This window comes from Azospirillum sp. RU38E (assembly GCF_900188385.1).
Classification (GTDB): Bacteria; Pseudomonadota; Alphaproteobacteria; order Azospirillales; family Azospirillaceae; genus Niveispirillum.
This window is the reverse complement of the sequence record NZ_FZOI01000009.1, coordinates 111,696-138,404: the sequence shown is the minus strand read 5'-3', so window position 1 is coordinate 138,404 and position 26,709 is coordinate 111,696. Positions and strand designations below refer to the sequence as shown.

Here is a 26,709-nt window from a genome sequence, read left to right as displayed (position 1 = left end):
ATGGATGCGCAAGCGCGCCCGCGGCGCGTGGGGGGAGAGGCGGCAGCGGTCCGCCACCCGGCCTCCACCCTGTCCTTCTATCTCCTCTGGTTTGTGGCCGGGCTGCTGCTCTGCGGCCTGCTGACGATGCGCGTGCTGGATAATGGCTATCTGGCGGATATCGGCATTGACCGCTGGCGCACCGCCCTGGTGGCCGCCTCTGATGCCAGCGCCTTCCGGGAGCTGTTTGCCATCAGCTTTCCGCCGCTGGCCCTGTCCACCGATCTGCTGGCTGGCCTGCTGCCGGGAACGGCGGGGGTGCCCTTGCCCTTGCTGGTCAATGTGCTGGTGGGGGCGGCCATGGCGGCACTGTGGGCCGGGCTGCTGCAGGGGGCGGGTTACGGCCGGTTTCCTGCCGGCCTGCTCGCGCTCATCCTGCTGGCCCAGCCGTCCTTGCAGCAGGCCATTGCCGGGGGCAGCGGGGGGCCGCTGGGGGTGTTGGCTTTCAGCCTGCTGGTGCCGGCGGCCATCCGGATGCGCCATAGCGGGGATGTCAACGCCATGGCCCTGGTGGGCGTGGCGCTGGCGCTGATGCTGTTCTCCTCGGCCTCCGGGGCGTATCTGGTGCTGGCCTTATTGCCCTTCATGGTGGTGCTGGCCCCGCCGGGTCTGATTTCCCGGTCGCCGGTCGGGGTGCTGCTGGTGCTGCTGTTTCCGGGCTGTTTCACCCTGCTCGGCTATCTCTATGTCAATTGGATATTTGGCGGCTCGGCCCTGGCCTTCGCCGCCGGGGTGGATGCGGTGATCCGGGGGGCGGCGGCCAATATGGGGGCACATCCCTGGCTGCTGGGCGGGGGGCATACGCTGCCGGGCTCCCTGCTGGTAGGCGCCTTGATGGCGCTGCTGGGCTTGCCGCTGCTGCCGGCGGCGCTGGGCCGGGTGGTGGACCGGCAGGCCCGCTTCACCTTGCTGATGCTGGCGCTGGCGGTGCTGGCGGCGATCGCTATCGGCTCCCTGACCCGCTATCTGGACCATCCGTCCCGCCTGCTGGCCTATCTGGTGCCGCTTGGTGTCATGGCGCTGGTGGCCGCGCGGCCGGCCCGGCTGTCAGCGCCGGTGGCGTTGCTGCTGGCGCTGATCAGCCTGGCCGGTGGCTGGCTGGTGCAGGGCTATCAGCCGGCACCGGTCGCCACCGCCTGGCGGCTGGCCCTGGCGGGGCAGCCGGTGGCAGAAGCGCAGACGATGGATGATGCCGCCTTTGGCCGCCTGCTGCGGGATACCCATGATATCGCGCTTGATGCAGATGTTTCGGGTATGCTGGTGCCGGCGCGGGGTGGGGCGGATGGTCTGGTGCTGACCAGCACAGACCGGCTTAAAGCCGACATGATTGCCGGATATATTTCAACAGCCTATGTGGCGCTGCAGGATCCTGCCAGCCCACGTGGGATGCGGGATCGGATCAGCCGGGCCTTTCCCACCTTGTGGCGGGATGGGCCGGCTGGCGGTACCCTGGTGATCACGCAGGGGAATTGGCGTCTGTGGCGGATGCCGGATCAATCACAAGCCGGCAGAAACGGTGAGAGCGGGCGGGGGCAGGTGCCATGATTTTGATCATCGACGATGTGCCCGAAGTGCGGATGCTGCTGGGCCATATGCTGCGCGCCGGCAATCTGTCGGTGCTGGAGGCGGCCTCGGCCGAAGAAGCCTACCGCATCCTGGATGTGGAACGCCGTAACGGTCCTCCCCCCCTGGTAAGCGCCATCCTGATGGATGTGGAATTGCCGGGTCAGGATGGGATTGAAGCGGTCTGCCGGATCAAATCCAACCCGCGTCTGGCCGAAATCCCCGTCATCGTTGTCTCGGGGCGTGAGGATGAGGCCTGTCTGGTCAATGCCTTCATGGCCGGGGCCATTGATTATGTCACCAAGCCGGTGACCCAGGTACAATTGCTGACCCGGGTGCGCGGGGCGCTGCGGCTGGCCCTGGAATCAGAACGCCGGCGGGAGCGGGAGGCGGCACTGGCGGAGGCCAATGCCGCCCTGCGCCGGGACAAGCCAAGCCTGACCGGGATCGATCCCGGCACCGGCCTGCCCGACCTGTCCGCCCTGCCGGCCCTGCTCTCCGGGCGGCTGGCCGCCGATCTCTGGCTGTTCAGCGGGGAGATTGATGGCTGGACCAACCTGTCGGTGGCGGCGGGGGAGACGGGGGCGGCCCTGGTCAAACGCCAGGTGTTGACCCTGCTGGGCGCGGTGCCCGGCCGGGTGGGTGACCAGATGCTGGTGCTGCCCGACGGGGCCTTTGCCCTGCTGGCTCGCCGGCCGACGGCGAAGGAAGCGCTGCTGCTGGCCGATACGCTGTGCCGCGCCATCTATGATGCGACGATCCCGCACCCGCGCTCTTCCGGCTGGCCCTGCATCACGCTCAGCATCGGCTGTGCCCGTGGGGATGGGCTGGAGGCGCGCGCCCAGGCGGCGCGGGAACAAGCAAAGCTGGATGGCGGGAACCGCGCCGTGGCGGATGATGTTCCGTCCGCCGGGATGATGTGAGGATATGCGGGTGACCGGTGTGATGAAGCGTCTTGTCCTTTTGTCCGTGCTGCTGCTGGGCCTTGTCCTGTTTCCGCAGCAGGGGCTGGCGGGGGCCTGGCCCCAGGCGGAAGGGACCGGCCAGATCATCACCAGCCTGGCCACCTCCACGTCCGATACCGGCTTCGACGGCCGCAATAATGGCCGCAGCCTGGAGTTCAGCAAATGGGAGTTTTCCTCGCTGGCCAGCTGGGGCGTGGTGAGGGATGCCAGCCTGTTTGTCAAACCCACCTTGCAGCGCCTGTCGGCGGATCGCAGCGGCGGCGGTGCCGATCACACCTTTGGCGTGACCGATACCGAGGTAGGCGGCACCTTTGCCGTCTGGCGTGGAAAGGACAGCATCATTTCCCTGCAGCCGATGGCGCGGCTGCCCTTCTTCTATAACCCGGACCGGAACCCGGCGCTGGGCTCCGGCCACCTGGATCTGGAAATCCGCGCCCTCTATGGCACCAACCTGACGGTGGCGGGGCTGCCGGCCTTTTTCGATGGGCAGGTGGCCTGGCGGGAACGAACCGGCCCGCCGGCCAATGAGGTCAGTTTGGACCTGACCCTGGGCCTGCGCGCCGATAGCGATCTGCAGGTGCTGCTGCAATCCTTCAATACAGTGAGCACCGGCGATGCCGGCCCCGGCTATGGGGAGTTCCGTCGGCATAAGCTGCAGGTTTCCGCCGTTTACCAGTTAACGGACGACCTCTCGCTGCAGGTCGGCGTCAATCAGGCCGTGGCCGGCCATAATGATGGCAATGAGCGGGGGGTGATGGCCGCCCTGTGGATGAAAGTCTGATTCATACAAACCCGCCTAAAGGTCAACCTTTAGGCGGGTTGGAGGCCGGCGACCGCCGGCCCGCCGCACGTGCGGCGTAAGCCAAGGGTGCCTTATGCGCCCGCCCGGCGTCTGAGGGAACACGAAATCTCCCTGGATCGGTCACGATCAAGGGAGATTGGTATTACTTTGCCAGAGCAGCGGTCAGTTCCGGAACGATCTTGAACAGATCGCCGACCAGACCGTAATCGGCCACCTGGAACATCGGCGCTTCTTCATCCTTGTTGATGGCAACGATGACCTTGCTGTCCTTCATGCCGGCCAGATGCTGGATGGCGCCGGAGATACCGACGGCGATATACAGTTCCGGCGCCACGATCTTGCCGGTCTGGCCGACCTGATAATCGTTGGGCACGAAACCGGCATCCACCGCCGCACGGCTGGCCCCCACGGCCGCCCCCAGCTTGTCGGCCAGCGCGTCCAGCAGCGGGAAATTCTCGCCCGACTGCATCCCACGACCGCCCGAGACAATCACCCGCGCTGCCGTCAGTTCCGGCCGTTCCGACTTGGTCAGTTCGGCCCCGACAAAGCTGGACAGGCCGGCATCGCCCGTGGCGGCCAGGGCCTCCACCGCACCGGCACCGCCCGTTTCGGCGGCTGCCTCAAACGCCGTGCCGCGCACGGTGATCACCTTGATGGCGTCGGCCGACTTCACCGTGGCAATGGCATTGCCGGCATAGATCGGGCGTTCGAACGTGTCGGGCGACACCACGCCGCTGATCTCGCTGATCTGCTGCACATCCAGCAGGGCCGCCACGCGCGGGGCCAGATTCTTGCCAAAGGTGGTGGCCGGGAACAGCACATGGCCGTAACCACCGGCCTTCACGGCCGCCACCACCAGCGGGGCGAAATTCTCGGCCAGCGGCTGGGCATATTCGGCACTGTCGGCGACCAGCGCCTTGGCCACACCGGCGGCCTGGGCGGCGGCCGCACCGGCATCGGCCACGCCCTGGCCGGCCACCAGCACATGGGTTTCCCCGCCAATCTTCGCCGCCGCCCCCAGGCTGGTCAGCGTCGGCTTCTTCACAGCGCCGCTCGTGGGTTCGGCGATTACCAGAATGCTCATGATGGGTGTCTCCTCAATCGGGGGAGCGGCTTTGCGGGGGGCTGACAGCAACGGCTGAGGTCTGTCACCACGCTTTCATCTCTCTCAACCGTCACCCCGGCGCAGGCCGGGGTCCAGGGGCCACAGGCGCTGTGCTCTACGAACCTGGACCCCGGCCTGCGCCGGGGTGACGGGAGAGATTTTGGCAAACGTGGTGGCAAACCTTGTAGCCAGCCAGAAAACAACCGCCCACAAAGCCGTCAGGCGTTACAGCAGGCTCAGATCACGCGCGCTTCGTCGCGCAGTTTGGCAACCAGCTCGTCCACGCTGGCGACCTTGATGCCGCCCTTGCGCTTGGGCGGTTCGGTCACTTTCAGCGTGGTCAGGCGCGGGGTGATATCCACGCCCAGCGCGTCCGGCGCCAGCACCTCGATCGGCTTCTTCTTCGCCTTCATGATGTTGGGCAGGGAGGCATAGCGCGGCTCGTTCAGGCGCAGGTCGGTGGTCACCACCGCCGGCAGCTTCAGTTCCACCGTCTCCAGCCCGCCATCAATCTCACGCGTGACCGCCACCTTGCCATCCGCCGGGGCGACCTTGGAGGCAAACGTGCCCTGGCCCCAGCCCAGCAGCGCTGCCAGCGCCTGACCGGTCTGGTTGGCGTCATCGTCGATGGCCTGCTTGCCCAGGATCACCAGATCGGGCGCTTCCTTGGCCACCACGGCCTTCAGCAGCTTGGCGACGGCCAGCGGCTGCACCTCTGCGTCGGTCTGTACCAGGATGCCGCGATCACCGCCCATGGCCAGACCGGTGCGGATCGTCTCCTGCGCGCCCGCCGGGCCGATGGAGACAACCACGATCTCCGTCGCCTTGCCAGCTTCCTTCAGACGAACCGCCTCTTCAACCGCGATCTCGTCAAACGGGTTCATCGACATCTTCACATTCGCAAGCTCGACACCGCTCTCGTCGGGCTTCACGCGGACCTTCACGTTGTAATCAACAACGCGCTTTACGGCGACCAGGAGTTTCATGGGGATGTCTCTCAGGCTTTCATCAAAGATTGCGGGCAATCACCAGGCGCTGAATATCGCTGGTGCCCTCGTAAATCTGGCAGACGCGGACATCGCGATAGATGCGTTCCACCGGGAAATCATTGACATAGCCATAGCCGCCAAAGGTCTGGATGGCGTCGGAACAGACGCGCTCCGCCATTTCAGAGGCGAACAGCTTGGCCATCGACGCCTCTTTCAGGCAGGGCTGACCGGCCCCGCGCAGGCTGGCGGCGTGCAGCACCAGTTGGCGCGCCGCCTCAATCCGGGTGGCCATGTCGGCCAGCCGGAAGGCAACCGCCTGATGTTCGATGATGGGCACGCCCATGGAAACCCGGTCGCGGGCGTAATCGCGCGCCGCCTCAAACGCGGCCTGGGCCATGCCGACCGATTGCGCGGCGATGCCGATGCGCCCGCCTTCCAGATTGGCCAGCGCGATGCGGTACCCCTGGCCCGGTTCACCCAGCATCAGGTCTGCCGGCACCCGCACATCCTCCAGCACGATCTGCGCCGTGTCGGAACAGCGCTGGCCCAGCTTATCCTCCAGCCGCGCCACCTGATAGCCCGGTGTATCGGTCGGCACCAGGAAGGCGGAAATCCCCTTCTTGCCCGCCGCCGGGTCAGTGACTGCAAACACCAGCGCCACGCCGGCATGCTGGCCATTGGTGATGAATTGCTTGGCCCCGTTCAGCACATAATGGTCGCCATCGCGCACCGCGCGGGTTTTCAGGGCCGATGCATCGGAGCCCGCCTGCGGTTCGGTCAGGCAGAAGGCCCCCAGCATCCGACCCGCCGCCATCGGGCGCAGGAAGCGTTCCTTCTGCGCCATGGTGCCGAATTTCAGGATCGGCGCACAGCCGACTGAATTATGCACGCTCATGATGGTGGAGATGGCGCCATCGCCGGCGGCGATTTCCTCAATCGCCAGGGCATAGGCGATGGCATCCGCCCCGGCCCCGCCCCATTCCTCCGGCACCACCATGCCCAGCAGGCCCAGTTCCCCCATCTCCGCCAGTTCGGCGGCGGGGAAGGCACCGGTACGGTCGCGTTCCGCCGCCCCAGGGGCCAGCCGTTCGCGGGCGAACTGGCGCGCCATCTCGCGCACCATCGCCTGTTCTTCCGTCAGGATCATCGGATCAGCCCATCCGTTCCACGGCCATGGCCGTGGCTTCGCCACCGCCGATACAGAGCGAGGCCACACCGCGCCGCAGGTCGTAGCGCTGCAGGGCGGCCAGCAGCGTCACCAGGATGCGGGCACCCGATGCGCCAATCGGGTGCCCCAGGGCGCAGGCCCCGCCATGCACATTCACCTTGTCATGGGGCAGGTCCAGGTCGCGCATCGCCGCCATGGCGACGACGGCGAACGCCTCGTTGATCTCAAACAGGTCAACATCGCCGGCCTGCCAGCCGGTCTTGGCGAACAGCTTCTGCATCGCCCCCACCGGGGCGGTGGTGAACCAGGCCGGGGCCTGGGCATGGCTGGCATGGCCGACAATGCGGGCCAGCGGGGTGATGCCGCGCTTTTCCGCCTCCGACGCCCGCATCAGTACCAGGGCGGCGGCCCCATCGCTGATGGAACTGCTATGGGCTGCCGTCACCGTGCCATCCTTGCGAAAGGCCGGCTTCAGGGTGGGGATCTTGTCCGGGCGGCCCTTGCCGGGCTGTTCATCCTTGTCCACCAGCACCTCGCCGGAACGAGTTTTCACCGTGACCCCGGTGATTTCGCCAGCGAACTTGCCCTCATCCACCGCCGCCTTGGCGCGGCGCAGGCTTTCCAGCGCGTAATCATCCTGCATCTGGCGGGTGAACTGGTAATGGCTGGCCGTATCCTCGGCAAAGGTGCCCATGGCGCGGCCCCGGTCATAGGCATCTTCCAGCCCGTCCAGCGCCATATGATCGTACATGGTTGCGTGGCCGTAACGATAACCGCCGCGTGCCCGGTCCAGCAGATAGGGGGCATTGGACATGCTCTCCATCCCCGCCGCGATGCCAATATCGATGCTGCCGGCCAGGATGCCATCATGGATGGCCATGGTGGCCTTCATGCCGCTGCCGCACATCTTGTTCAGTGTGGTGCAGGGGACGGATTGCGGCAGGCCGGCACCCAAGGCGGCTTGGCGGCCCGGTGCCTGGCCCTGGCCGGCCTGCAAGACGTTGCCCATGACCACCTCTCCCACCGCATCGCCGGACAGGCCGGAGCGTGCCAGGGCGGCGCTGATGGCGGCCGCCCCCAGCTGGGCGGCGGTCAGAGCGGACAGGTCGCCCATCATGCCGCCCATGGCGGTACGGGCGGCGGCGGCAATGACAATGGGATCGGTGGCCATGGGGGGCGTTTCCTCTACCGGATGTGGGGCGCGTTCAGGCGGCACCCCTTTGGCGGCAAGTCTAGACATGATCGAACCGCTCGGGTAGAGCCGAAACGATCATTCAATGTGATCGTTTTTGTCATCCACGCAGGAAGCCCACCGCCATGGATAAGGATAGCGTCTCCATCCATTTCGTGCGGGGCATTGCCGATTGTGCCACCGCCAAGGGGCTGGCGGTGGCACCGTTGCTGCGCAAGGCTGGGATTGATCCCGCATGGCTGGCCGATCCAGCCGTGCGGGTGCCGGTATCGGCCTATGGCATCCTGCTGCGGGAGGTGGCGCAACTGCTGGATGATGAGTTTTTCGGCATGGATCGCCGCCGGATGAAGCTGGGCAGTTTCAGTATGCTCTGCTTGCTGGCGGTGGGGGCCCGCAATCTGGGCCGCGCCTTGCAGCGGCTGACCCATGGCTATCGCGCCTTATTCGATGATGTGCATGTGGCGCTATGCCATGGCGATGGCACGGCCTGGCTGGAGGTGCGGCCGCTGGACCCGGCGCGGCCGCTGCCGATCTTCGCCTATGAAACCCTGCTGGTTTATATCCATGGCGTGGCCTGCTGGCTGGTGCGCCAGCGTATCCCCATCCTGGCGGCGGATTTCGCCTATGGTGAGCCGCCGCAGGTGGATGAATATTTCCTGCTCTACAGCTCCACCCTGCGCTTCAACCAGCCAGCGACCCGGCTGCGCTTTGATGCCAAACTGCTCTCCCTGCCGGTGCAGCAGGATGAACGCTCGGCCCGCAGCTTCCTCAACCAGGCGCCGGACAGTTTTCTGGTGAAATATAAAAACCCGGACAGCTACAGCCAACGGGTGCGCAGCCTGCTTCGCCAGTGCCCGCCGACGGACTGGCCGGATTTTGAGAGGGTGGCGCAGCAGCTGCGCTGCTCCCCCGCCACTTTGCGGCGGGGCCTGCGGCAGGAGGGGCGGCCTTTCCAGGATATGAAAGATAAGCTGCGCCAGGAATTGGCCATGGCCGCCCTGGCTGACCCCGCCCAGTCCATCGCCGAGGTTGCTGCCATGCTGGGCTTTGCCGAACCCAGCGCCTTCCAGCGGGCCTTTCGCAAATGGACCGGGCTGGCGCCGGGGGCGTGGCGGGCGCAGCAGCGCCCCTGATGACGGTCAGTGGCGGTGCCGGCCACCCTGGGAGATGCTGAAATCGATGGGAATGACCATTTCCATCGGGTCGGGCAATTCCGCCGGCAGGGGCGGCAGGGCACTGACGCGGCCGAACAAGGCCACCGCCTCCTCATCCAGCAGCGGGAAGCCGCTGGAGCGTTCCAGCTTGACGCTCAGGATATTGCCGGCCCGGTTCATCACGAAACGGACAAAGGCCACCCCTTCCTGACGCTGCTTGCGGGCGGCCAGCGGATATTGCTTGGCCCGCTGCAAGGTCATCACCAGGGTGGCGGCATAATCCGGCGGCGGGCCGGCGACGGTCTTCACGGGCGGGGGCGGCGGCACCGGCGGCCCCTGTACCGTTTCCACCGGCGGCTGCGGGGTGGCGGCCATGGGGCGGGCATTGGGGGGCACCACCACCGGGACCGGAATCACGGGCATGGCCAGTTGCGGGGCCGGTGGCGGCGTCATCTGCAGGGTGGGCGGTGGCGGCGGGGGGGGGGGGGGGGGCGGCTCAACCACCTCCTCCACCAGGGAGACATGCAGGGGCTCTTCCGGCAGGAACGGCACTTCCCGGTGCTGCATGACGATCAGGCTGCCCACCGCTAGATGCAGGGCCACCACACAGGCGACGGAAAACATCCGCGAGGAAAGCGGCCCGGCCGACAGCCGGGCAGCCCCCGATCCATGCGTTGGCGAACTGTCGGGGAAATAGAACCCCGCCATCGTCTGATCCGCCATTATTCCGCCCCCAAACCAAGAGTCACTAATAATTACTCTTAGTATCATGACACGAAGCGGCTGTTTAGTCTGCCCCGCTCATGGGTGGCATTCCGTCGCTGCCCGCAGAATGGCCAGCTGGTAGGTGATCTGCACCGGTCCCGCCGCTTCCAGCGCCCGCATGGCCCGGCGTAACCGGACCGCATCCAGCCGGCGGGCAGCAAAACCGGCGCCGATATCGCGCAAGCCCAGCAGGAAATGCCGCGAATCGGGATGGGTTTCCACCAGCGCCCGGCTGCTGACGGTAAGGCCGGGCAGCCAACCGCGCATGGCGGACAATGACGGATAGGAAAGCCCCACCGGCCCGGCCCCCGCCGCCGTCAGGGCGGCCTGCCATTCCCGGAAGGTGCCATCGGCTAGCGTGGCCACCAGCAGCCGCCCGCCGGGGCGCAGCAGCCGGCGCCAGGTCGCCAAGGAAGCCGCCGGATCGGCGAACCATTGCAGAGCCAGGCTGGAACAGACCAGATCGACGCTGCCGGGGGCCACGGCCGGGGCCTCCCCATCCATGGCGGCGAAGCGCAGGCGCAGATCATCGCCGCAGGCGATGCGGCAACGGGTGGCCATGGCGGGGGAAAGGTCGCTGGCCAGCCATTGGCCGATATCGGGCAACAGTGGCAAGGCCCGGCGCGTCAGCAGCCCGGTACCGCAGCCAATTTCCAGCACCCGCGCCCCGGCGGGCAGGTCCAGGCCGGGCAACAGCGCCGCCAGCTCTCCCGCCACCTGGGCCTGGATACGGGCATTGGCGTCATAGGAGGCGGCGGCGCGGCCAAACTGCCGCGCCACGGCGCGCTTGTCGGCCGGGCTCAGCATGAAGCGGCGAAATTCAGGGCAGCGGCAGCACAGGCCCGTGCCGCCGTCAGGGGCAGGGCGTGCCCGCCCGGCAGCCATTCCACCCGGTTGGGGAAGCAAGCTTCGCTATGCGCTTGTGTGACAATTGGGTCATCCAGCCCGGCCAGCGCATGGAAAAGCGGGGGCAGGGGGGCTGCGCGGTGGTCGATCTCCGCCAGCCATTGCAGCCCCTGGCCCAGCCGGTCGTTGTCCGCCGCCCCGCTGGGCAGGGGCAGGCCGGCGCGGGCGGTGAAATCCGCCAGCACGGCGGCGGGATCGGCGGCAAAGCGGCGGCGCATCTGCGCCAGCAGGCGGGGCGGGGTGCCGGCGGGGAAATCCGCCTGGGCCGTGAAGCGGCTGAAGCCATTGATTGCCAGCAACCCCGCCAACCCACCCCGCCCCAGCAACAGGGCCACCCCCAGCGAATGACCGATGCCGATGACGGGCCGGCCGGGGGGCAGCACGGGTTCATCGGCCGCGCCGAAATAGCCCTGATCCCAGTGCCGGATATCCTCTGCCGGAATGCCGGCATCCTGCAGATGGCCCACCAAAGCCGTCCAGATGCCGGGGGCCCCAGCCCAGCCATGGGCCAGCAGGAAAAGGGGGTTGCTCACCGGTACGGCTCCACTGCCATTTTCCATCGGGCTCCCCCACCTTGACCGTCACCCCGGCGCAGGCCGGGGTCCAGGGGCCACAGGCGCCTCGCTCTACGAATCTGGACCCCGGCCTGCGCCGGGGTGACGGTAGAGAGGTGGAAGCCTTTGCGCCCCACATGCCCCATCCCCTTGCCATTATTCATCCCAGCGGTCCCCTGGGCAGGGCGGCGATGGCGGCCAGCAGGCCGGCAATGTCGGCATCCGACAGGGCGCTGGACAGGCTGATACGCAGGCGGGCGGTGCAGGGTGGCACGGTGGGCGGGCGGATGGCCACCACCAGATATCCCGCCTGTTCCAGCTTTGTCGCCAATTCCAGTGCCGCCGCATCGTCGCCGGCCACCAGGGGAATGATCTGGGTGCTGCTGTCCAGCACATCATAGCCGGCGGCGCGGACTGCGGCGCGCACCTGTTCGCCCATCCGGGCCAGCCGAACCCGCGCGCCCTCCAGCGTTGGCATCAGGTCCAGGGCCGCATCCAGTGCCCCCAGCACGGCGGGCGGCAGAGCGGTGGTATAGATGAAACCGCCACAGCGGTTGATCAGGTAATCAATCAAGTGGCGCGAGCCGGCGACATAGGCGCCGAACCCGCCGAACGCCTTGCCGAACGTGCCCATGGTGATGGCGACCCGGCCCGGTAAGCCCGCCGACAGCCCGCGCCCACCTGGCCCCAGCACGCCCACGGCATGGGCCTCGTCCAGGTAAAGCGGGGCGCCGAACCGGTCGCACAAATCCAGCAGGGCCGGCAGGTCGCAGCGGTCACCATCCATGGAGAAGACGGATTCCGTCACCACCAACGGCGGGGCTGCCCCGTTTCGTTCCCGCAACAAACTTTCCAGATGCGACAGGTCATTATGGCGGAAACGCTTGGCTTTCAATCCGGCAGCGAAACTACCCTGGATCAGGCTGGCATGGGCCAGCCGGTCCACCAGCAGCTCCGTCCCCGGCCCCAGCAGTTCCGCCAGCGCCGGCAGCAGCGTGGCATTGGCCTGAAAGCCGGTGCCCAGCAGCAGCACCGCCTCCACGCCCAGAAAAGCCGCCAGCTTTTCCTCCACATCGCGGTGGATGGCCAGCGTGCCGGCCACCAGCCGGGACGCTGCCGACCCCGCCCCATAGCGGGCGGCATAATCGGCGGTGCGGGCGGCCACGCGGGGATCGTGCGCCAGCCCCAGATAATCATTCGATGCCGCGTCAATCAGCCAGCGCCCATTCGGCAATTGCAGCCGCACCCCGTCCCGCACCAGCGGCCGCAAAGTACGGCGGCGGCTGGCGGCGGACAGGCCGGCCAGGGCGCTGGCGGCCCGTTCATCCAACAGGCCCTTCATCCCGGCAAACCTGCCGTGACGGTGCGGATGGCGGCCATCAGCCGTTCCAGATCATCCTCCCCGATGGTGAAGGCAGGCGTCAGGTAGAGGATGCGGCCAAAAGGCCTTATCCACACCCCCTGTTCCACCAGCTTTTCCTTCAACCCGCGCAGGTCCGCCGGGGCCTGTTTCAGTTCCACCACGCCGATGGCGCCCAGCACGCGCACATCGGCCACCGCCGGCATGTCACGGCAGGGTTCCAGCCCCCGGCGCAAGGCGGTGGAAATGGCTTCCACCTGTTGCAGGCGCGGTTCCGTCTCGAACAGGTCCAGCGAGGCATTGGCCACCGCGCAGGCCAGCGCATGGCCCATATAGGTGGGGCCATGCATCAGGGCGGCGCTGGGCTCTTCCGACCAGAAGGCATCGAACACCCGCGCGCTGGCAATGGCGGCGGACAGGGGCAGAACACCGCCGGTCAGCGCCTTGGACAGGGTGACAATATCCGGCACCACGCCGGCCGCCTCGCACGCGAACATCGTTCCCGTGCGGCCAAACCCCGTAAAAATCTCATCGAAAATCAGCAGGATGCCGTGCCGGTCGGCCAGTTCCCGCAGCCGCCGCAGCACGGCCGAATCATGGAACAGCATCCCGCCGGCCCCCTGCACCAGCGGTTCCACCAGCATGGCGGCGATACGGTGGCCCTGCTGGGCCAGGAACTGGTCCAGCGTCTCCAGGCTTTCCGCGTCGCGGGGCAGGGGCAGTACGGGATGTTCGGGCAGCAGGCCGCGGAACTTGGCGTGCATCCCTTCTTCCGGGTCGCAGACGGCCATGGTGGCGATGGTGTCGCCGTGATAGCCGCCGGTGAAGGCCAGGATCTTGTGGCGCCCCCGCTCCCCCTTGTTCAGCCAGTACTGCACCGCCATTTTCATGGCGACTTCCACCGATACCGAACCGGATTCCGCCAGGAACACCCGCGTCAGATCACCCGGCAGCAGCCCCGCCAGCCGTGTGGCCAGCCGGTAAGCAGGCTCATGCCCCAACCCGCCGAACATGACATGCGGCATGGCCTCGGCCTGGGCCTGAAGCGCCGCCAGCAGATGCGGGTGGTTATAGCCGTGGCAGGCCGTCCACCAGGAGGCAATGCCATCCACCAGTTCCCGCCCGTCCGCCAGCCGCAGGCGCGTGCCATGGGTGGCGGTGACGGGCAGGGGTGGGCCGGCTGTGCGCATCTGGGTATAGGGCAACCAGATATGCCCCAACCCTTCCGTCAGCCAGCCGGGCGCATCGCTCATTCGCGCACTTCCACCTGCATCGGGCGCAGACCCAGCCGGTCGAACAGCTTCATGTCGCGTTCCTGCGCCGGGTTCACTGTGGTCAGCAGCCGCTCGCCATAGAAGATGGAATTGGCACCGGCCAGGAAGCAGAGCGCCTGCATCTCATCGCTCATATCCTCCCGCCCGGCCGACAGGCGGACGGCGCTGGACGGCATGGTGATGCGGGCAACCGCAATGGTGCGCACGAATTCAATCGGGTCGACTTCCTCGGCCTTGTCCAGGGAGGTGCCCTTGACCTTGACCAGCAGGTTGATCGGCACGCTTTCCGGGTGCTTGGGCAGGCTGGCCAGGGTCTGGATCAGGCCCACCCGGTCTTCCCGGTCCTCGCCCAGGCCCAGAATGCCGCCGCAGCAGACATTGATGCCGGCATTGCGGACATTTTCCAGCGTATCCAGCCGCTCCTGATATGTCCTTGTGGTGATGATGTTGTTGTAATGCTCCGGCGAGGTGTCGAGGTTGTGATTATAATAATCCAACCCCGCATCCTTCAGCCGCGATGCCTGTTCCGGGCGCAACATGCCCAGGGTGACGCAGCTTTCCATGCCCAGCGACTTCACGCCCTCAATCATGGCGCAAACCGTATCCAGGTCGCGATCCTTGGGCGAGCGCCAGGCGGCCCCCATGCAGAAACGGCTGGCCCCACGCTCCTTGGCGGCGCGGGCTTCTTCCAGCACCTTCTCCACTTCCATCAGCTTGGACGCCTTCAGGCCGGTATCGAAGCTGGCGCTCTGCGGGCAATAGCCGCAATCTTCCGGGCAGCCGCCGGTCTTGATCGACAGCAGGGTGGAGATCTGCACCTCATTGGCATCGAAATATTGCCGGTGCAGGCTCTGCGCCTTGAACAGCAGGTCCATGAAGGGCATGGCGAACAGGTCGGCCACCTGTTCCCGTGTCCAGTCATTGCGGATGGCGGCGGGGGCTGTGGCGGCCTGGGCCAGGGTTCCCTCCATCACGACATTATCCGGCATTGCTGTTCCTCATTGGCGAATGTCAAATCATTGCCACATGACTGGCGACAAGTGCATATCCGGTCAAGCAAAGAATGCCTTCGGGAGTATGGGGTCATGCCCGCCTTTTTCGTTACCGCCACCGGCACCGATATCGGCAAAACCTTCGTTTCCGCCGGGCTGATCCGCCATTGGCGGGCCAAAGGGTTGATGGCACAGGCATTCAAGCCGCTGGTCAGCGGCATTGATGATGCGGATCCCGCCGGCAGCGACCCGGCCGCCCTGCTGGCGGCCATGGGGCAGGATGTCACCCCGGCGACGCTGGATGCCATTTCCCCCTGGCGATTCCGCGCGCCGCTGGCCCCCAATATGGCGGCAGCTTTGGAGGGCAAGGCGGTGGATTATGCCGAGCTGCTCACCGCCTGCCGCACCCGCATCGCCGCCGCCAGCCCGACAGCGCCCCTGCTGGTGGAAGGGGTGGGCGGCCTGATGGCGCCGGTCGATGATGATCGCACCGTGCTGGACTGGCTGCGTGCCCTGGAATTGCCGGTGCTGCTGGTCGCCGGCTCCTATCTGGGCAGCATCAGCCATACGCTGACGGCGCTGACCGTGCTGGCCGACCGGGGGCAAAGGGTGGCGGGGCTGGTGGCCAGCGAAACGCCGGGGGCCACGGTGACCCTCGGTGCGGTGGAACAGGCCGTGGCCCGGCATTTCCCCGCCATTCCCTGTTTCAACCTGCCCCGCCAGCCGGCGGGGGCCGCGCCCGCCCCGGTGCTGGGCCGGCTGGCGGATCGGCTGCTGCAAGGCTGATCAGGCCGGCGGGGACAGGGCCGTCAGGTCCAGCCAGAGCCGGTGATCCGCCAGGGGTGTGTCGGCCGGCAGGTCCGGGTTATCCAGCCGCAGCACCCGCACCCCCTGAAAGCGATTGGGCCGGAAAACCGGGGCTGTGGCCGGATGGCCCGCCATGAAGCGGCGCAATCCGCCATCCGCCACCAGCCCTTCCAGCCCGGCCTGCAGCCGCGCGGCCAGCGCCGTGTTACGGCTGGACACAAACAGATACATCGGCATGGGATAGGCGATGACCAGCCGGTCATAAACCACCAAATCATCACCGCCGAGTGTCGCCACCTCCCCATCAATCTCATTCACCGCGCGGGGCAGATAGTCGCACTCGTGCGTGCGCATGGCCGGATAGGCCAGATCGATCCAGTCGTATTCGGCCACGCGCAGGCCGCCGGCGCGCAGAATGTCATTATCCGGCCAATAGGCGCCCTGGCAGGCCTTGAACCGCCGCAAATCATTTAAATCGCGGATGACATCAAAGCGGGCGACATCCTGCTTGCGGATCACCAGCGCCCGCTGGCCGGTCAGGCCCATGTCCAGCGGAATGCGGATGGGCAGGGCCTGGCTTTCGCGCTGCCGGCTGGTGGCGGTCCACAGCACATCCAGCTTGCCATGTTCCAGCATGGCCAGCAGCCGCCCCTGCGGGCTGGATCCCGGCACATCCACAAGGCGCGCCGGTCCAAAGCGGGCCTGGGTGCGCGCCAGCACCAGTTCGATCAGGTCGCGGTAATAGGAGCGGACATTCTGCCCGGCGGCAGAGCCATTATATTCGATCCGGTATTCCACCGGTGCCTGTGCGCTGGCCACCCCTGCCAGCAGCGCCATCAGCCAGACCCCTGCCAGAAGCCGGTTAAAGGCCGCCCGCATCGCGGACCCTCCGCTTTTGCTTGTTTTCATCATCCTAGCCGACGGGGCGGCGAATTGCAGCCTCCAATAATATCAACTTGATAGGGTCTATGCTTTTGTATGGGGTGGCGACGTTGTGAACCTCACACCACCCCACCCTTGGCAGGGGGAAAATTATCATATAAATGAGAGATAATGCGTCGCCCGGCCAAGGGCGGATGCGCTGGGATGGGAATGGCGAGATGACAAGGCTTTACATCGCCGGTGACTGGGGTACCAGCAACCTGCGCCTTTACTTGAATGGCCCTGCGGGTGTGCAGGCGCGGGTGGATGGGCCCGGTATCGCCACGGCGGGCGGCAAGGCGGGGGAATTGCTGGATGAGCTGACCCGCCCCTGGGTGACCCAGCATGGCAGCCTGCCGGTGCTGCTGGCCGGCATGGTTGGTTCCTCCATCGGCTGGGTGCAGACCCCCTATCTGGAATGCCCGGCGGGGGCGGAGGCGCTGGGATCGGCCCTGCTGGAGGTGCGGCCCGGCGTGCGCATCGTGCCAGGGCTGGCCTGTGTCAACCCCGCCGGCGCGCCCGATGTGATGCGGGGGGAGGAAACCCAACTGATCGGCCTGCTGGCGCTTCACCCGGAACTGCGCCAGGGCCGGCACCTGATCTGCCTGCCCGGCACCCATGCCAAATGGGCTTTGGTGAAGGATGGGGTGGTGGAAACCTTTCAGACCGCCCTGTCCGGGGAGCTGTTCGCCCTGCTGAATGGCGGGTCGGTGCTGGTGCCGCCGCCGCACCGCAAGGCCCCCACCGATGCCGCCACCTTCCGCCAGGGGGCGGAACGCGGTGTGGCCTCCGGCGGGGCGATCCTGCACCGGCTGTTTGAAACCCGCGCCCGCCAGATGCGCGGCCAGTTGGATCCGGCCCTGGCCGGCAGCTTCCTGTCCGGCCTGATCATCGGCGCCGATGTGGCCCAGGCGATCAGCCTGTTCCCGGCCTATGGCGGCCAGCGGGCCGCCACCGTCGTGCTGGTGGGTGAACCGGCCCTGACGGGGCTCTATGCCGAGGCGCTGTCGCTGCTGGCTGTGCCCAGCCGGCGGCTGGATGGCGGGGATTGCGTGTTGGCGGGACTGGCCGCCGTGATGGAACGGACCCAATGGTGAGGATGATGGAAAAGAAAGCTGCCGACCTGCTGAACGATTATCTGTCTGCCGTGCCGCTGGTGGCCATCCTGCGCGGGGTGAAGCCGGATGAGGTGCTGGACGTTTCCCGCGTGCTGATCGGCCATGGCATCCGCGTGATTGAGGTGCCGCTGAACTCCCCCGAGCCGTTTGAAAGCATCCGCCGCCTGGGCGAAGCGCTGGGCGACCAGTGCCTGCATGGCGCCGGCACGGTGCTGACCCCGGCGGATGTGGACCGGGTGGCCGATGCCAGCGGCCGGCTGATCGTTACCCCCAACAGCGATGTGTCGGTGATCCGCCGCGCAGTGGAACGGGGGCTGGTGCCTTTCCCCGGCTTCATGACCCCGACGGAGGCCTTTGCTGCCATCGGTGCTGGTGCCCGCCATATCAAACTGTTCCCCGCTGCCACGGTGGGGACGGGCCATCTGAAGGCCATCAAGGCCGTGCTGCCGCGCGATGTCGGTGTCTATGCCGTCGGTGGCGTGGGGGCGGCGGAGATGGAGTCCTGGCGCAATGCCGGTGCCGTCGGCTTCGGCATCGGGTCGGAGATTTACCAGCCCGGCCGCGATCTGGCCGAAATCGACCGCCGCGCCGCCGCCCTGGTGGCGGCTTGCGCCAAGGGGTGAGCGGTGGGCTGGTCCTGTGTCTTTCCGTCATCCCGGCTTTCCCGCAAGGGCGCTAGGATAGGGCCTCGCACCTTCCCTGCCTCCCCCGCGTAAGCGGGGGTCCAGGGGCCAAGGGCGCTGAAGCGTGGGTACAGGTGGCCCCTGGATCCCCGCTTCCGCGGGGAAAGCACGCCGTTGCAAGAGGTTAACTGAGCGCCCACATCCATCCCGGCGCCGCTCTCAAGCAAATTCTGAATCAGGGGGAAACCATGACGACCGAACCGATTGACATCGTCGCCACGCGGGACGCGCTGGGCGAGGGGGTGCTGTGGGATGACCGTAAGGGTGTTGTCTGGTGGACCGATATTGTCGGTCGCCGGATGCATCGCTGGACGCCCGGCGGCGCGCTGGAAACCTTCCCCACGCCGCAGCGCCTCGGCTCCTTCGGGCTGGTGGAGGGGATGGATGCGCTGGTCTGCGCCTTTGAGCAGGGGTTTGCCCTGTTCGATCCGCCCAGCGGCCGGCTGCACTGGATCGACCAGTTGCTGGAACAGGGCTGCGGCATCCGCTTCAATGACGGGCGCGTCGGCCCCAACGGCCTGTTCTGGGCCGGTACCATGGTGGAAGATGCGGCCAAGGCCGGTGCTGCCAACTTGGGCAGCCAGTTCACCCTGGCCGGTGATGGCACGGTGACCCGGCATGAAGGCGGCTTCCACATTTCCAATGGCACCTGCTGGAGCCCGGATGGCGCCACCATGTATTTCGCCGACAGCATTCCCGGCGAAATGTATGCCTATGATGTGGATGCCACGACGGGGCTGCCGGCCAACCGTCGCCCCTTTGCCCGCACGCCTGATGGGGCCTCGCCCGATGGGGCGACAGTGGATGCCGACGGTTATCTCTGGAGTGCGCAATGGGGTGCTTCCCGCATTGTCCGCTTCCGCCCGGATGGGGAAATTGACCTGATCCTGCCGGTGCCGGCCTCTCAGCCCACCTGTGTTGCCTTTGGCGGCCAGGATCTGGACCTGCTGCTGGTGACGACGGCTTCCGTCGATCTGTCAGAGGAGGCATTGGCCGGCCAGCCGCAGGCCGGCAATCTGCTGGTCTACCGCACTGGCCATCGCGGCCGGCTGGAACGCCGCTTCACCCCGAAGCCCGGTTTCCCCAGCCTGCCCGCCTGATGGGGAATCTGTTGGATTGACGGTTTGGCAATTCGCCGGCCAAACCGTCAATCCGCCGATACTTATCCGTCTTTCCGTCACTTCGCCGGCTTCCCGCCGGTCGCTCCAGCCCTGACCATGGATGAAAATAATCCAGATAGGTGAGGGCGTTATGAAGAACATCCTGTTGCTGGGTGCGGGTAAGATCGGCCTTGCCATCACATTGCTGCTACGCCGCAGCGGCGATTACAAGGTGACGGTGGCCGACCATAGTGCCGCCGCCCTGAAGCGCTTCATCGATCTGGGGGTGGAGACGTTGGAACTGGACATTCATGACGGCCCGGCCTTGCGCCGCGCCATGGCGGGCCGCTATGCGGTGCTGAATGCCCTGCCGTTCCATGCCACCTCCACCATTGCCTATGGCGCCTTTGACGCCGGCATCCATTATTTCGACCTGACGGAAGATGTCGCCTCCACCCGCGTGGTGAAGGAAGTGGCGGCCAAGGCCAACAGCGCCTTTGTGCCGCAATGCGGGCTGGCACCGGGCTTTGTCTCCATCGCCGCCCATGGGCTGGCCGAAGGGTTTGACAGTTTGCGCGACGTGCAGCTGCGCGTCGGCGCCTTGCCGCGCTATCCCACCAATGCCTTGAAATATAACCTCACCTGGTCCACCGACGGGTTGATCAACGAATATCTGAACCCGTGCGAGGCGGTGCAGGACGGCCATAAGGTGGAACTGCCGCCGCTGGAAGATTTGGAAGAATTCGCCCTGGAAGGGGTGACCTATGAGGCGTTCAATACCTCGGGCGGGCTGGGATCGCTGGTGGAAACCCTGGCGGGGCGGGTGGAGAACCTGACCTATAAATCCATCCGCTATCCGGGCCATTGCGCCCTGATCAAGCTGCTGGTGGAGGATTTGCGGCTGGCCCGCCGGCGCGACCTGTTGAAGGAAGTGCTGGAAGAGGCACTGCCCATCACCATGCAGGATGTGGTGCTGGTCTTCTGCACCGTTTCCGGCAAGCGCCATGGCCGGCTGGAACAGGAAAGCATCGTGCGCCATATTCATGGCGAGGAGGTGGACGGCCATTTCCTCTCCGCCATCCAGATGAGCACGGCGGCCGGCATCTGCGCCATGCTGGACCTGCAGGCCCAAGGCCACCTGCCGGCCAAGGGCTTCGTCCGGCAGGAGGAGATGAAGCTGGACCGGTTCCTGGCTAACCGGTTCGGCAAGGTTTATGCGTGAGGGGGGGGGAGGCTTTGCGTTCAGTCTTGATCCAATCGTCCGCTGTAGCAGACCCCCTGCCTCCCCCGCGGAAGCGGGGGTCCAGGGGCCAAGGGCACTGAAGCGTTGTTCCTGTGACCCTGGACCCCCGCTTTCGCGGGGAAAGCACTGTTGAGATACTGGATACGCACATAGCCTTACGCTGACGCACCACGCCCATTCTTGTAAAACGCACCCAAAAACAATCCATATACATACCGGAGGCCTGCCCCATGTCCGACCTTTCCGCCCTGCTGAGCCGGCTTGGCCTTACCGGCCTTGTCACCGATGGCGACATCCTCTCCCGCTCCCCTATTGATGGCGCCATCATCGGGGCGGTGAAAGCCCACAGCCCGCAGCAGGTGGAAGCCGCCATTGCCCGTTCCGCTGCTGCCTTCAAGACATGGCGCACCGTTCCCGCCCCAAGGCGTGGTGAGCTGGTGCGCCTGTTCGGCGAGGTGCTGCGGGAACATAAGCCCGACCTGGGGGCGCTGGTGACGCTGGAGGCCGGCAAGATCGTCCAGGAAGGGCTGGGCGAAGTGCAGGAGATGATCGACATCTGCGACTTCGCCGTCGGCCTGTCGCGCCAGCTGCACGGGCTGACCATCGCCTCTGAACGGCCGCGTCACCGGATGGTGGAGACGTGGCAGCCGCTGGGGCCGGTCGCCATCATCACGGCGTTCAATTTCCCCGTCGCCGTCTGGGCCTGGAACGCGGCGCTGGCGCTGGTCGCTGGCGATCCGGTGATCTGGAAACCGTCGGAAAAGACGCCGCTGACCGCCCTGGCCACCCAGAAATTGTTCGAGAAGGTCGTGGCCCGCTTCGGCGATGCGCCGGCGGGCCTGTCGGAACTGCTGTTCGGCTTTAAGGATGTGGGGGAAAGATTGGCCGCCGATCCGCGCATCCCGCTGGTCAGCGCCACCGGCTCCACCCGCATGGGGCGCGAAGTCGCTCCCGTTGTGGCGGGGCGCTTTGGTCGCTCGATTCTGGAATTGGGCGGCAACAATGCCATGATCGTCACCCCCTCGGCTGATCTGAAGCTGGCGGTGCGGGCCATCCTGTTTGCCGCTGTCGGCACGGCGGGCCAGCGCTGCACCAGCCTGCGCCGGCTGATCGTGCATACGGACTGCTATGACAAGGTGGTGGCGGCGGTGAAAACCGCCTTTGCCGCCATCCAGCCGGGCGACCCGCGCGACGCTGGCACCCTGATGGGGCCGCTGATCGACAAACCCGCCTTTGACGCGGTCGAAGCGGCGCTCGCCCAGGCCAAGGCACAGGGCGGCGTGGTGCATGGCGGCGGGCGGGCACTGGCCGACAGGTTCCCCGATGCATATTACGCCTATCCGGCATTGGTGGAAATGCCGGGCCAGACGGCGATCGTGAAGCAGGAGACGTTCGGCCCCATCCTCTATATTCTGCGCTACAGCGATTTTGATGAAGCGGTGGCGTTGCAGAATGACGTGCCGCAGGGCCTGTCTTCCTCCATCATCACCCGTGATTTGCTGGAGGCTGAGCGCTTCCTGGCCCCCGATGGCTCTGACTGTGGCATCGCCAATGTCAATATGGGGCCCAGCGGGGCGGAAATTGGCGGGGCCTTCGGCGGGGAGAAGGAAACCGGCGGCGGGCGCGAAAGCGGCTCCGACGCCTGGAAGCAGTATATGCGCCGCCAGACCTCCGCCATCAATTACGGCACCTCGCTGCCCCTGGCACAGGGGATTGAGTTTCCGGAGATTGGGTGAGGGGGTGTCTCTCCCTCTCTTGCTTTCTCTACCGTCACCCCGGCCTGCGCCGGGGTCCAGGGGCCGCAAGCGCTGTGATCTACGAAACTGGACCCCGGCCTGCGCCGGGGTGACGGTAGAGATAGTACTGAACTGATCACCTGAGCCCCCCACCAGAAAGGTCCCCAACCATGAGCCACCTTTCCACCCTGACCAGCGTTGCCCTGGGTGAAGCCGTCAGTGGGCGGTTGTTGGGGCTGTTGGACATCCGCCCGGAACTGCTGGCCAGCGACGGAGCAGACGTACCGCGTGCCGTGCTGGCGATGGCCCTATCCATGGTGCTGTTCCAGCGCCTGCTGGAGGAGGTGCCGGAAGGGGCGCGTTATGTCGCCGAACAATCACAAAGCGCCAAGCTGGTGTTCGACCATGGCGCGCTGCGCACGGTGGATATGGCAACGGGCGACCTGCCCGGCGGCACCGCCGCCTTCGGTCGGATAATGGAACCGCTGGGTTATGCCGTCGCCGGCATCTACCCGCTGGATAAATTGCGCATGACGGGCCGGGCCTATGCCCACCGCGATTTCCCCGAAGATATTGCGCAATATTTCGTCAGTGAAATCCACCCCGACCGGTTCCCCGAACCGGTGCAACAGGCGGCATCCCGCATCTTCGGCAATTCCCGTGACCCGCTGACGCCCTGGGCCCGCCAAGCGCTGGACCGGCTGGCCAGCCGCCGCAACCTGGCCCTGGCCGAGGCGGTGGAATTGCTGCCCATCCTGGCCGGCTGTTTTGACCGCCAGCATCCGGTGCCGGCGCTGGCGGATTATGAAACCGTCCTGGCCGCCTCGGCGGAAATGGGCTGGATCGCCACGGAGGGCAACCGGTTCAACCATGCCACCGACCGGGTGCCCGATGTGCTGGCCCATGCCGAAGCGCTGAAGCTGCGCCAGTTTCCGATGAAGGAGAAGGTGGAAATCTCCGCCCAGGGCAGCGTGCGGCAGACGGCCATCCGGGCGGCCCAGGTGGAACGGCCCTTCCGGGCCGCCGATGGCTCCATCATCACCCGCACGGTGCCCGGTTCCTTCTATGAATTCATTTCCCGCGACGTGGTGGCCCCGCCGGGGCCGCGTACCAGCGGCCTGGATTTGCGGTTTGACAGTTCCAACGCGCAGGGCATCTTCAAGATGACGGCAGCACAGAAAGCCGGACCCGCTGCGGAGTGTTGAGCCTTATGGATCTGGGTTCCTTTATCACCGACCTGGCCGCCATTGTCGGCCCGCGCCATGTGTTGAGCGAGGCGGGCGATCTGGCCCCCTATCAGACCGCCGCCCGCTATGGCGGCGGGCGGGCGCTGGCGGTGGTGCGGCCGGACAGCGCCGAACAGGTGGCCGCCATCCTGCGCCTGTGCCACCTGCACAAGGTGCGGCTGGTGCCGCAGGGGGCCAATACCGGGCTGGTCGGGGCGTCGGTGCCCGATGGGTCGGGCGAACAATTGGTGCTGTCACTGTCGCGGCTGACCGGGCTGTTTGATCTGGATGTGGCCAACCGCGCCGTCACCGTGGGGGCCGGGTGGGATCTGGACCGGCTGAATGAGAAGTTGGCCCCGCACGGCCTGTGGTTCCCCATCGATATTTCCGCCAGCCCCAGCGTGGGCGGCATGATTTCCACCAATGCCGGCGGGTCGCGGGTGCTGCGCTATGGCGATGCACGGCGCAATGTGCTGTCGCTGCAGGTGGTGCTGCCCGATGGCAGCATCGCCGGCGACCTGAAGGGCCTGCGCAAGAACAGCACGGGGCTGGATTTCAAACAGCTTTTCATCGGCACGGGCGGCAGTTTCGGCATCGTCACCGCCGCCGTACTGGATTTGCAGCCGCTGCCCAAACAGACGGTGACGGCCCTGGTGGTGCCGCGCGACCTGGACGCCATCGGTCCCATCCAGGCCCTGCTGGATGGGCAGGCGGGGGAGTTTCTCTCCGCCTTTGAAAGCATGAGCGGGCCGGCGCTGAAGGCCGCCCTGCACCACCGACCCCAGTTGCGCAACCCGTTCGGCGGCCCCCCGCCGGAGGAAACCTTGCTGGTGGAACTGATGTCCACCACCGGGGCCGATCAGTTGGATCTGGAGGCGCTGCTGCTGGCCGTGCTGGAACAGGGCTATGAAAGCGGCCTGATCGCCGATGCCATTCCCGGCCCGCCGGCGGAGCTATGGGCGCTGCGCCACGCCATTTCAGAGGGGTTGCGCGGCCTTGGTCGGGTGATCGGGCTGGATATCTCGCTCGCGCGCGGCAAGATGAGCGCATTCCGGGCAGAGGCGACGGAATGGGTGCGGGCCAACCATCCGGGCCTGCTGATCTGCGGTTTCGGCCATCGCGGCGATGGCGGCGACCATTTCAATTTGGTCATCCCCAAAGAGGTGGATGCCGACTATCCACCCGACCGGGTGGATGGCGTGCGGCGCGGCATCTATGACCTGCTGGTGGGCCGCTATGAGGGCAGCTATAGCGGGGAACATGGGGTTGGCCCGGTCAATCTGGCCCATCACCAGATCCATGCCGACCCGGCCCAGCAGGCGCTGGCCCGGTTGCTGCAGAACCATCTGGATGGCGACGGGCTGCTGGGGCGGGTGCGCTGGTGAGCGATACGGGGGAGCAGGACAGCACCGATCTGGCGCTGCTGCAATTGCTGCGCGCCAATGCGCGGGAACCCACGGCATCGCTGGCGCGCAAGCTGGGGCTGGCGCGGTCCAGCGTGCAGGCGCGTATTGCCCGGCTGGAACGGCTGGGCATTATCCAGGGCTATACGCTGCGCAGCGATTATGCCACCGCCCGGCTGATCCGCGCCTATGTGCTGCTGTCCACCAACCCGAAAATGATCGCCCGAATCGTCGGCGATGTGAAGCGCATTGCGGAGGTGGAATCGCTCAGCGCCATTTCCGGCAGTTACGACATGATGGCTGTGGTGGCCGCCCCCACGGTGCAGGATATCGACCGGGTGCTGGACCAGCTGGGCCTGGTGACGGGGGTGGAGCGCACCATGTCATCCCTGGTGCTGTCGGACAAATTCCGGCGGTAAAGCCAAAGGCGCTGACGGATACAGGGGCAGGGGAACTGTCGATCCCGGATATCAGGATGATACCCATCTCCCTATGGAAGCCCGTTCGATCAGTTCATGCGCAAACAGGACCTTCATCGATGATGTTTCGCCGGCACTTGCCTTGATCAGTGCCTCCGTCGCCGCGAAACCCATGGCCATGATCGGCTGTCGAACCGTTGTCAGGGGCGGGGTGGCGATCCGGGAGGAGGGGGTGTCGTCAATGCCCGCGACAGACACATCGTTGGGGATGTGGAGATTGAGCCGATGGGCCGCACTATAGACACCCAGGGCCATCATGTCGTTCAGCGCGAAAATCGCTGTCGGGCGTTCGGGAAGGGTCAGCAGGTCCAGGCCGGCCGCAAGGCCGGAATCCCAGCCATAATCGCCATATCGCACCATGGACGCTGCAAAGCAGCCCGCCCCCTCCAGTACATTCTTGAATCCACGAAAGCGGTCGGCGGCCGACGCATGATCCACAGGCCCGCCAATGAAGCCGATCCGCCGGTGCCCCATGTCCAGTAGATGGCGGGTCATGTCGTATGCGGCCTGGTAATCGTCAATGCCGACATGCAGCGGAAGATCCGCCAGCGCCTGCGATGGACTGATCCGCACGCAATTGGCGCTACGCTTGATCAGCATGTCGATGATGACGGGGTGGTCACAGAGCGGGGGCATGATGATGAAACCGTCCATGACCGGCATGTTCAGCAGCGTCGATGCACGGGTTTCGAAATCCGGCGCGGTCAGGTCCAGCGGCTCCATCATCAGGTGATAGCCGTTGGCCCGGCAGGCATTGATGGCACCGATCTGGATGGCGCTGACATATTCATGCTGAAGAGCGATGGCCGTTTCATCGGCACCGGCATGGAAAACCAATCCAAGGATATAGTTGCGGGCACCCGACAGGCTTCGCGCGGATAGGTTCAGCGAATAGCCCAGTTGCCGGACCGCTGCCATCACCCGCTCGCGGGTCGCCGGCTTGACCTTGTCCTCTCCGTTCAGGACGCGGGACACTGTCTTGATGGAAACGTCCGCCAGGGCCGCAACATCGTGGATGGTAGGATTGCTCATCGGGCGATTCTGCTTTTCGGGGCTCTATATCCAGGATTTCGGCGGGGTCAGACCCATCCTACAGGGCGGGTCGCGTGAACAGGAATTATAAATGACAACGTCGGACATTTCTGGGTTGACCATGGATCGGATT

At 66.2% G+C, this 26,709-nt stretch carries 25 protein-coding genes; 13 read left to right on the top strand and 12 right to left on the bottom strand.

The features are described from left to right. From CHB97_RS15925 to CHB97_RS15915, 3 genes are read left to right on the top strand one after another with little or no spacing between them, the layout of a single operon-like run. A complete protein-coding gene (locus CHB97_RS15925) occupies window positions 1–1,584 on the top strand; it encodes a hypothetical protein (RefSeq protein WP_089288970.1) in 1,584 nt (527 codons plus the stop codon). Continuing rightward, on the top strand, window positions 1,581–2,525 hold the full coding sequence (locus CHB97_RS15920; RefSeq protein ID WP_089288969.1) for a PleD family two-component system response regulator: 945 nt from the start codon (window positions 1,581–1,583) through the stop codon (window positions 2,523–2,525). Before CHB97_RS15925 ends, CHB97_RS15920 begins: the two co-directional genes overlap by 4 nt. 22 nt (window positions 2,526–2,547) lie before the next feature. Then, a complete protein-coding gene (locus CHB97_RS15915; protein ID WP_143270955.1) occupies window positions 2,548–3,348 on the top strand; it encodes a hypothetical protein in 801 nt (266 codons plus the stop codon). A gap of 163 nt (window positions 3,349–3,511) precedes the next feature. Here CHB97_RS15915 and CHB97_RS15910 read toward each other — a convergent pair whose 3' ends face one another. From CHB97_RS15910 to CHB97_RS15895, 4 genes are all read right to left on the bottom strand, one after another. Continuing rightward, window positions 3,512–4,453: an electron transfer flavoprotein subunit alpha/FixB family protein gene (locus CHB97_RS15910; protein ID WP_089288967.1), complete on the bottom strand. Its 942-nt coding sequence runs from the start codon at window positions 4,451–4,453 to the stop codon at window positions 3,512–3,514. Between the two features lie 257 nt (window positions 4,454–4,710). Further along, the gene (locus CHB97_RS15905) at window positions 4,711–5,460 is read right to left on the bottom strand and encodes an electron transfer flavoprotein subunit beta/FixA family protein (protein ID WP_089285958.1); all 750 of its coding nucleotides are present in this window, start codon (window positions 5,458–5,460) and stop codon (window positions 4,711–4,713) included. Between the two features lie 22 nt (window positions 5,461–5,482). Beyond that, complete coding sequence (locus CHB97_RS15900) at window positions 5,483–6,610, bottom strand: acyl-CoA dehydrogenase family protein (RefSeq protein WP_089288966.1); 1,128 nt, start codon at window positions 6,608–6,610, stop codon at window positions 5,483–5,485. A 4-nt stretch (window positions 6,611–6,614) separates the two neighbouring features. Continuing rightward, a complete protein-coding gene (locus CHB97_RS15895; RefSeq protein ID WP_089288965.1) occupies window positions 6,615–7,802 on the bottom strand; it encodes an acetyl-CoA C-acyltransferase in 1,188 nt (395 codons plus the stop codon). 146 nt (window positions 7,803–7,948) lie between these two features. Between CHB97_RS15895 and CHB97_RS15890 the strand changes: the two genes are divergently transcribed. Further along, window positions 7,949–8,956 carry an AraC family transcriptional regulator gene (locus CHB97_RS15890; protein WP_089288964.1) on the top strand — a complete coding sequence of 336 codons (1,008 nt, stop codon included), beginning with the start codon at window positions 7,949–7,951 and terminating at the stop codon, window positions 8,954–8,956. A gap of 6 nt (window positions 8,957–8,962) precedes the next feature. Here CHB97_RS15890 and CHB97_RS27045 read toward each other — a convergent pair whose 3' ends face one another. From CHB97_RS27045 to bioB, 6 genes are all read right to left on the bottom strand, one after another. Further along, window positions 8,963–9,700 (bottom strand): energy transducer TonB, encoded by a 738-nt coding sequence (locus CHB97_RS27045; RefSeq protein WP_089288963.1) that lies wholly within the window; start codon window positions 9,698–9,700, stop codon window positions 8,963–8,965. Between the two features lie 78 nt (window positions 9,701–9,778). Further along, a complete protein-coding gene (locus tag CHB97_RS15880) occupies window positions 9,779–10,549 on the bottom strand; it encodes a methyltransferase domain-containing protein (RefSeq protein WP_160105913.1) in 771 nt (256 codons plus the stop codon). Next, window positions 10,543–11,181 (bottom strand): hypothetical protein, encoded by a 639-nt coding sequence (locus CHB97_RS25990; protein WP_143270954.1) that lies wholly within the window; start codon window positions 11,179–11,181, stop codon window positions 10,543–10,545. The genes CHB97_RS15880 and CHB97_RS25990 overlap by 7 nt, the downstream gene beginning before the upstream one ends. Window positions 11,182–11,362: 181 nt before the next feature. After that, window positions 11,363–12,544, bottom strand: coding sequence for an 8-amino-7-oxononanoate synthase (locus CHB97_RS15870; RefSeq protein WP_089288960.1), 1,182 nt, complete (start codon window positions 12,542–12,544; stop codon window positions 11,363–11,365). After that, window positions 12,541–13,815 (bottom strand): adenosylmethionine--8-amino-7-oxononanoate transaminase, encoded by a 1,275-nt coding sequence (locus tag CHB97_RS15865; RefSeq protein ID WP_089288959.1) that lies wholly within the window; start codon window positions 13,813–13,815, stop codon window positions 12,541–12,543. The genes CHB97_RS15870 and CHB97_RS15865 overlap by 4 nt, the downstream gene beginning before the upstream one ends. Beyond that, a complete protein-coding gene (gene bioB / locus CHB97_RS15860; protein WP_089288958.1) occupies window positions 13,812–14,825 on the bottom strand; it encodes a biotin synthase BioB in 1,014 nt (337 codons plus the stop codon). Before bioB ends, CHB97_RS15865 begins: the two co-directional genes overlap by 4 nt. 96 nt (window positions 14,826–14,921) lie before the next feature. On the opposite strand from bioB, the gene bioD reads away from it, so the two are divergent. Continuing rightward, window positions 14,922–15,614: a dethiobiotin synthase gene (bioD, locus tag CHB97_RS15855; RefSeq protein WP_089288957.1), complete on the top strand. Its 693-nt coding sequence runs from the start codon at window positions 14,922–14,924 to the stop codon at window positions 15,612–15,614. On the opposite strand, the gene CHB97_RS15850 is transcribed toward bioD, so the two are convergent. Then, window positions 15,615–16,514 carry a transporter substrate-binding domain-containing protein gene (locus CHB97_RS15850; RefSeq protein ID WP_160105911.1) on the bottom strand — a complete coding sequence of 300 codons (900 nt, stop codon included), beginning with the start codon at window positions 16,512–16,514 and terminating at the stop codon, window positions 15,615–15,617. Between the two features lie 164 nt (window positions 16,515–16,678). On the opposite strand from CHB97_RS15850, the gene CHB97_RS15845 reads away from it, so the two are divergent. The 8 genes from CHB97_RS15845 (at window position 16,679) to CHB97_RS15810 (ending at window position 25,484) form a co-directional block, all read left to right on the top strand. After that, window positions 16,679–17,653 (top strand): 2-dehydro-3-deoxygalactonokinase, encoded by a 975-nt coding sequence (locus CHB97_RS15845; protein WP_089288955.1) that lies wholly within the window; start codon window positions 16,679–16,681, stop codon window positions 17,651–17,653. A gap of 2 nt (window positions 17,654–17,655) precedes the next feature. Further along, window positions 17,656–18,297 carry a 2-dehydro-3-deoxy-6-phosphogalactonate aldolase gene (locus CHB97_RS15840; protein WP_244559568.1) on the top strand — a complete coding sequence of 214 codons (642 nt, stop codon included), beginning with the start codon at window positions 17,656–17,658 and terminating at the stop codon, window positions 18,295–18,297. A gap of 248 nt (window positions 18,298–18,545) precedes the next feature. Then, on the top strand, window positions 18,546–19,457 hold the full coding sequence (locus CHB97_RS15835; RefSeq protein WP_089288954.1) for an SMP-30/gluconolactonase/LRE family protein: 912 nt from the start codon (window positions 18,546–18,548) through the stop codon (window positions 19,455–19,457). A gap of 151 nt (window positions 19,458–19,608) precedes the next feature. Next, window positions 19,609–20,679 (top strand): saccharopine dehydrogenase family protein, encoded by a 1,071-nt coding sequence (locus CHB97_RS15830; RefSeq protein WP_089288953.1) that lies wholly within the window; start codon window positions 19,609–19,611, stop codon window positions 20,677–20,679. A gap of 251 nt (window positions 20,680–20,930) precedes the next feature. After that, complete coding sequence (locus CHB97_RS15825) at window positions 20,931–22,436, top strand: aldehyde dehydrogenase family protein (RefSeq protein WP_089288952.1); 1,506 nt, start codon at window positions 20,931–20,933, stop codon at window positions 22,434–22,436. 170 nt (window positions 22,437–22,606) lie between these two features. Then, the gene (locus CHB97_RS15820; RefSeq protein WP_089288951.1) at window positions 22,607–23,641 is read left to right on the top strand and encodes a 2-oxoadipate dioxygenase/decarboxylase family protein; all 1,035 of its coding nucleotides are present in this window, start codon (window positions 22,607–22,609) and stop codon (window positions 23,639–23,641) included. Window positions 23,642–23,646: 5 nt separating this feature from the next. Then, window positions 23,647–25,047: an FAD-binding oxidoreductase gene (locus CHB97_RS15815; RefSeq protein ID WP_089288950.1), complete on the top strand. Its 1,401-nt coding sequence runs from the start codon at window positions 23,647–23,649 to the stop codon at window positions 25,045–25,047. Then, a complete protein-coding gene (locus tag CHB97_RS15810) occupies window positions 25,044–25,484 on the top strand; it encodes an Lrp/AsnC family transcriptional regulator (protein ID WP_089288949.1) in 441 nt (146 codons plus the stop codon). Before CHB97_RS15815 ends, CHB97_RS15810 begins: the two co-directional genes overlap by 4 nt. A 51-nt stretch (window positions 25,485–25,535) precedes the next feature. Here the strand turns inward: CHB97_RS15810 and CHB97_RS15805 are convergent, their stop codons facing one another. Further along, window positions 25,536–26,576: a LacI family DNA-binding transcriptional regulator gene (locus tag CHB97_RS15805; RefSeq protein ID WP_089288948.1), complete on the bottom strand. Its 1,041-nt coding sequence runs from the start codon at window positions 26,574–26,576 to the stop codon at window positions 25,536–25,538. Window positions 26,577–26,709 lie beyond the last annotated feature (133 nt).

Bases quoted from the DNA above. Each gene is read 5' to 3' on its own strand.
- CHB97_RS27045 (WP_089288963.1), bottom strand. From the start codon at position 9,700: ATGGCGGATCAGACGATGGCGGGGTTCTATTTCCCCGACAGTTCGCCA.
- CHB97_RS15890 (WP_089288964.1), top strand. From the start codon at position 7,949: ATGGATAAGGATAGCGTCTCCATCCATTTCGTGCGGGGCATTGCCGAT.
- CHB97_RS15910 (WP_089288967.1), bottom strand. From the start codon at position 4,453: ATGAGCATTCTGGTAATCGCCGAACCCACGAGCGGCGCTGTGAAGAAG.
- CHB97_RS15865 (WP_089288959.1), bottom strand. From the start codon at position 13,815: ATGAGCGATGCGCCCGGCTGGCTGACGGAAGGGTTGGGGCATATCTGG.
- CHB97_RS15905 (WP_089285958.1), bottom strand. From the start codon at position 5,460: ATGAAACTCCTGGTCGCCGTAAAGCGCGTTGTTGATTACAACGTGAAG.
- CHB97_RS15820 (WP_089288951.1), top strand. From the start codon at position 22,607: ATGAGCCACCTTTCCACCCTGACCAGCGTTGCCCTGGGTGAAGCCGTC.
- CHB97_RS15850 (WP_160105911.1), bottom strand. From the start codon at position 16,514: ATGCGGGCGGCCTTTAACCGGCTTCTGGCAGGGGTCTGGCTGATGGCG.
- CHB97_RS15880 (WP_160105913.1), bottom strand. From the start codon at position 10,549: ATGCTGAGCCCGGCCGACAAGCGCGCCGTGGCGCGGCAGTTTGGCCGC.
- CHB97_RS15805 (WP_089288948.1), bottom strand. From the start codon at position 26,576: ATGAGCAATCCTACCATCCACGATGTTGCGGCCCTGGCGGACGTTTCC.
- bioD (WP_089288957.1), top strand. From the start codon at position 14,922: ATGCCCGCCTTTTTCGTTACCGCCACCGGCACCGATATCGGCAAAACC.
- CHB97_RS15925 (WP_089288970.1), top strand. From the start codon at position 1: ATGGATGCGCAAGCGCGCCCGCGGCGCGTGGGGGGAGAGGCGGCAGCG.
- CHB97_RS15870 (WP_089288960.1), bottom strand. From the start codon at position 12,544: ATGAAGGGCCTGTTGGATGAACGGGCCGCCAGCGCCCTGGCCGGCCTG.
- bioB (WP_089288958.1), bottom strand. From the start codon at position 14,825: ATGCCGGATAATGTCGTGATGGAGGGAACCCTGGCCCAGGCCGCCACA.
- CHB97_RS15845 (WP_089288955.1), top strand. From the start codon at position 16,679: ATGAGAGATAATGCGTCGCCCGGCCAAGGGCGGATGCGCTGGGATGGG.
- CHB97_RS15915 (WP_143270955.1), top strand. From the start codon at position 2,548: ATGAAGCGTCTTGTCCTTTTGTCCGTGCTGCTGCTGGGCCTTGTCCTG.
- CHB97_RS15835 (WP_089288954.1), top strand. From the start codon at position 18,546: ATGACGACCGAACCGATTGACATCGTCGCCACGCGGGACGCGCTGGGC.
- CHB97_RS15900 (WP_089288966.1), bottom strand. From the start codon at position 6,610: ATGATCCTGACGGAAGAACAGGCGATGGTGCGCGAGATGGCGCGCCAG.
- CHB97_RS15840 (WP_244559568.1), top strand. From the start codon at position 17,656: ATGATGGAAAAGAAAGCTGCCGACCTGCTGAACGATTATCTGTCTGCC.
- CHB97_RS15815 (WP_089288950.1), top strand. From the start codon at position 23,647: ATGGATCTGGGTTCCTTTATCACCGACCTGGCCGCCATTGTCGGCCCG.
- CHB97_RS15830 (WP_089288953.1), top strand. From the start codon at position 19,609: ATGAAGAACATCCTGTTGCTGGGTGCGGGTAAGATCGGCCTTGCCATC.
- CHB97_RS15895 (WP_089288965.1), bottom strand. From the start codon at position 7,802: ATGGCCACCGATCCCATTGTCATTGCCGCCGCCGCCCGTACCGCCATG.
- CHB97_RS15825 (WP_089288952.1), top strand. From the start codon at position 20,931: ATGTCCGACCTTTCCGCCCTGCTGAGCCGGCTTGGCCTTACCGGCCTT.
- CHB97_RS15920 (WP_089288969.1), top strand. From the start codon at position 1,581: ATGATTTTGATCATCGACGATGTGCCCGAAGTGCGGATGCTGCTGGGC.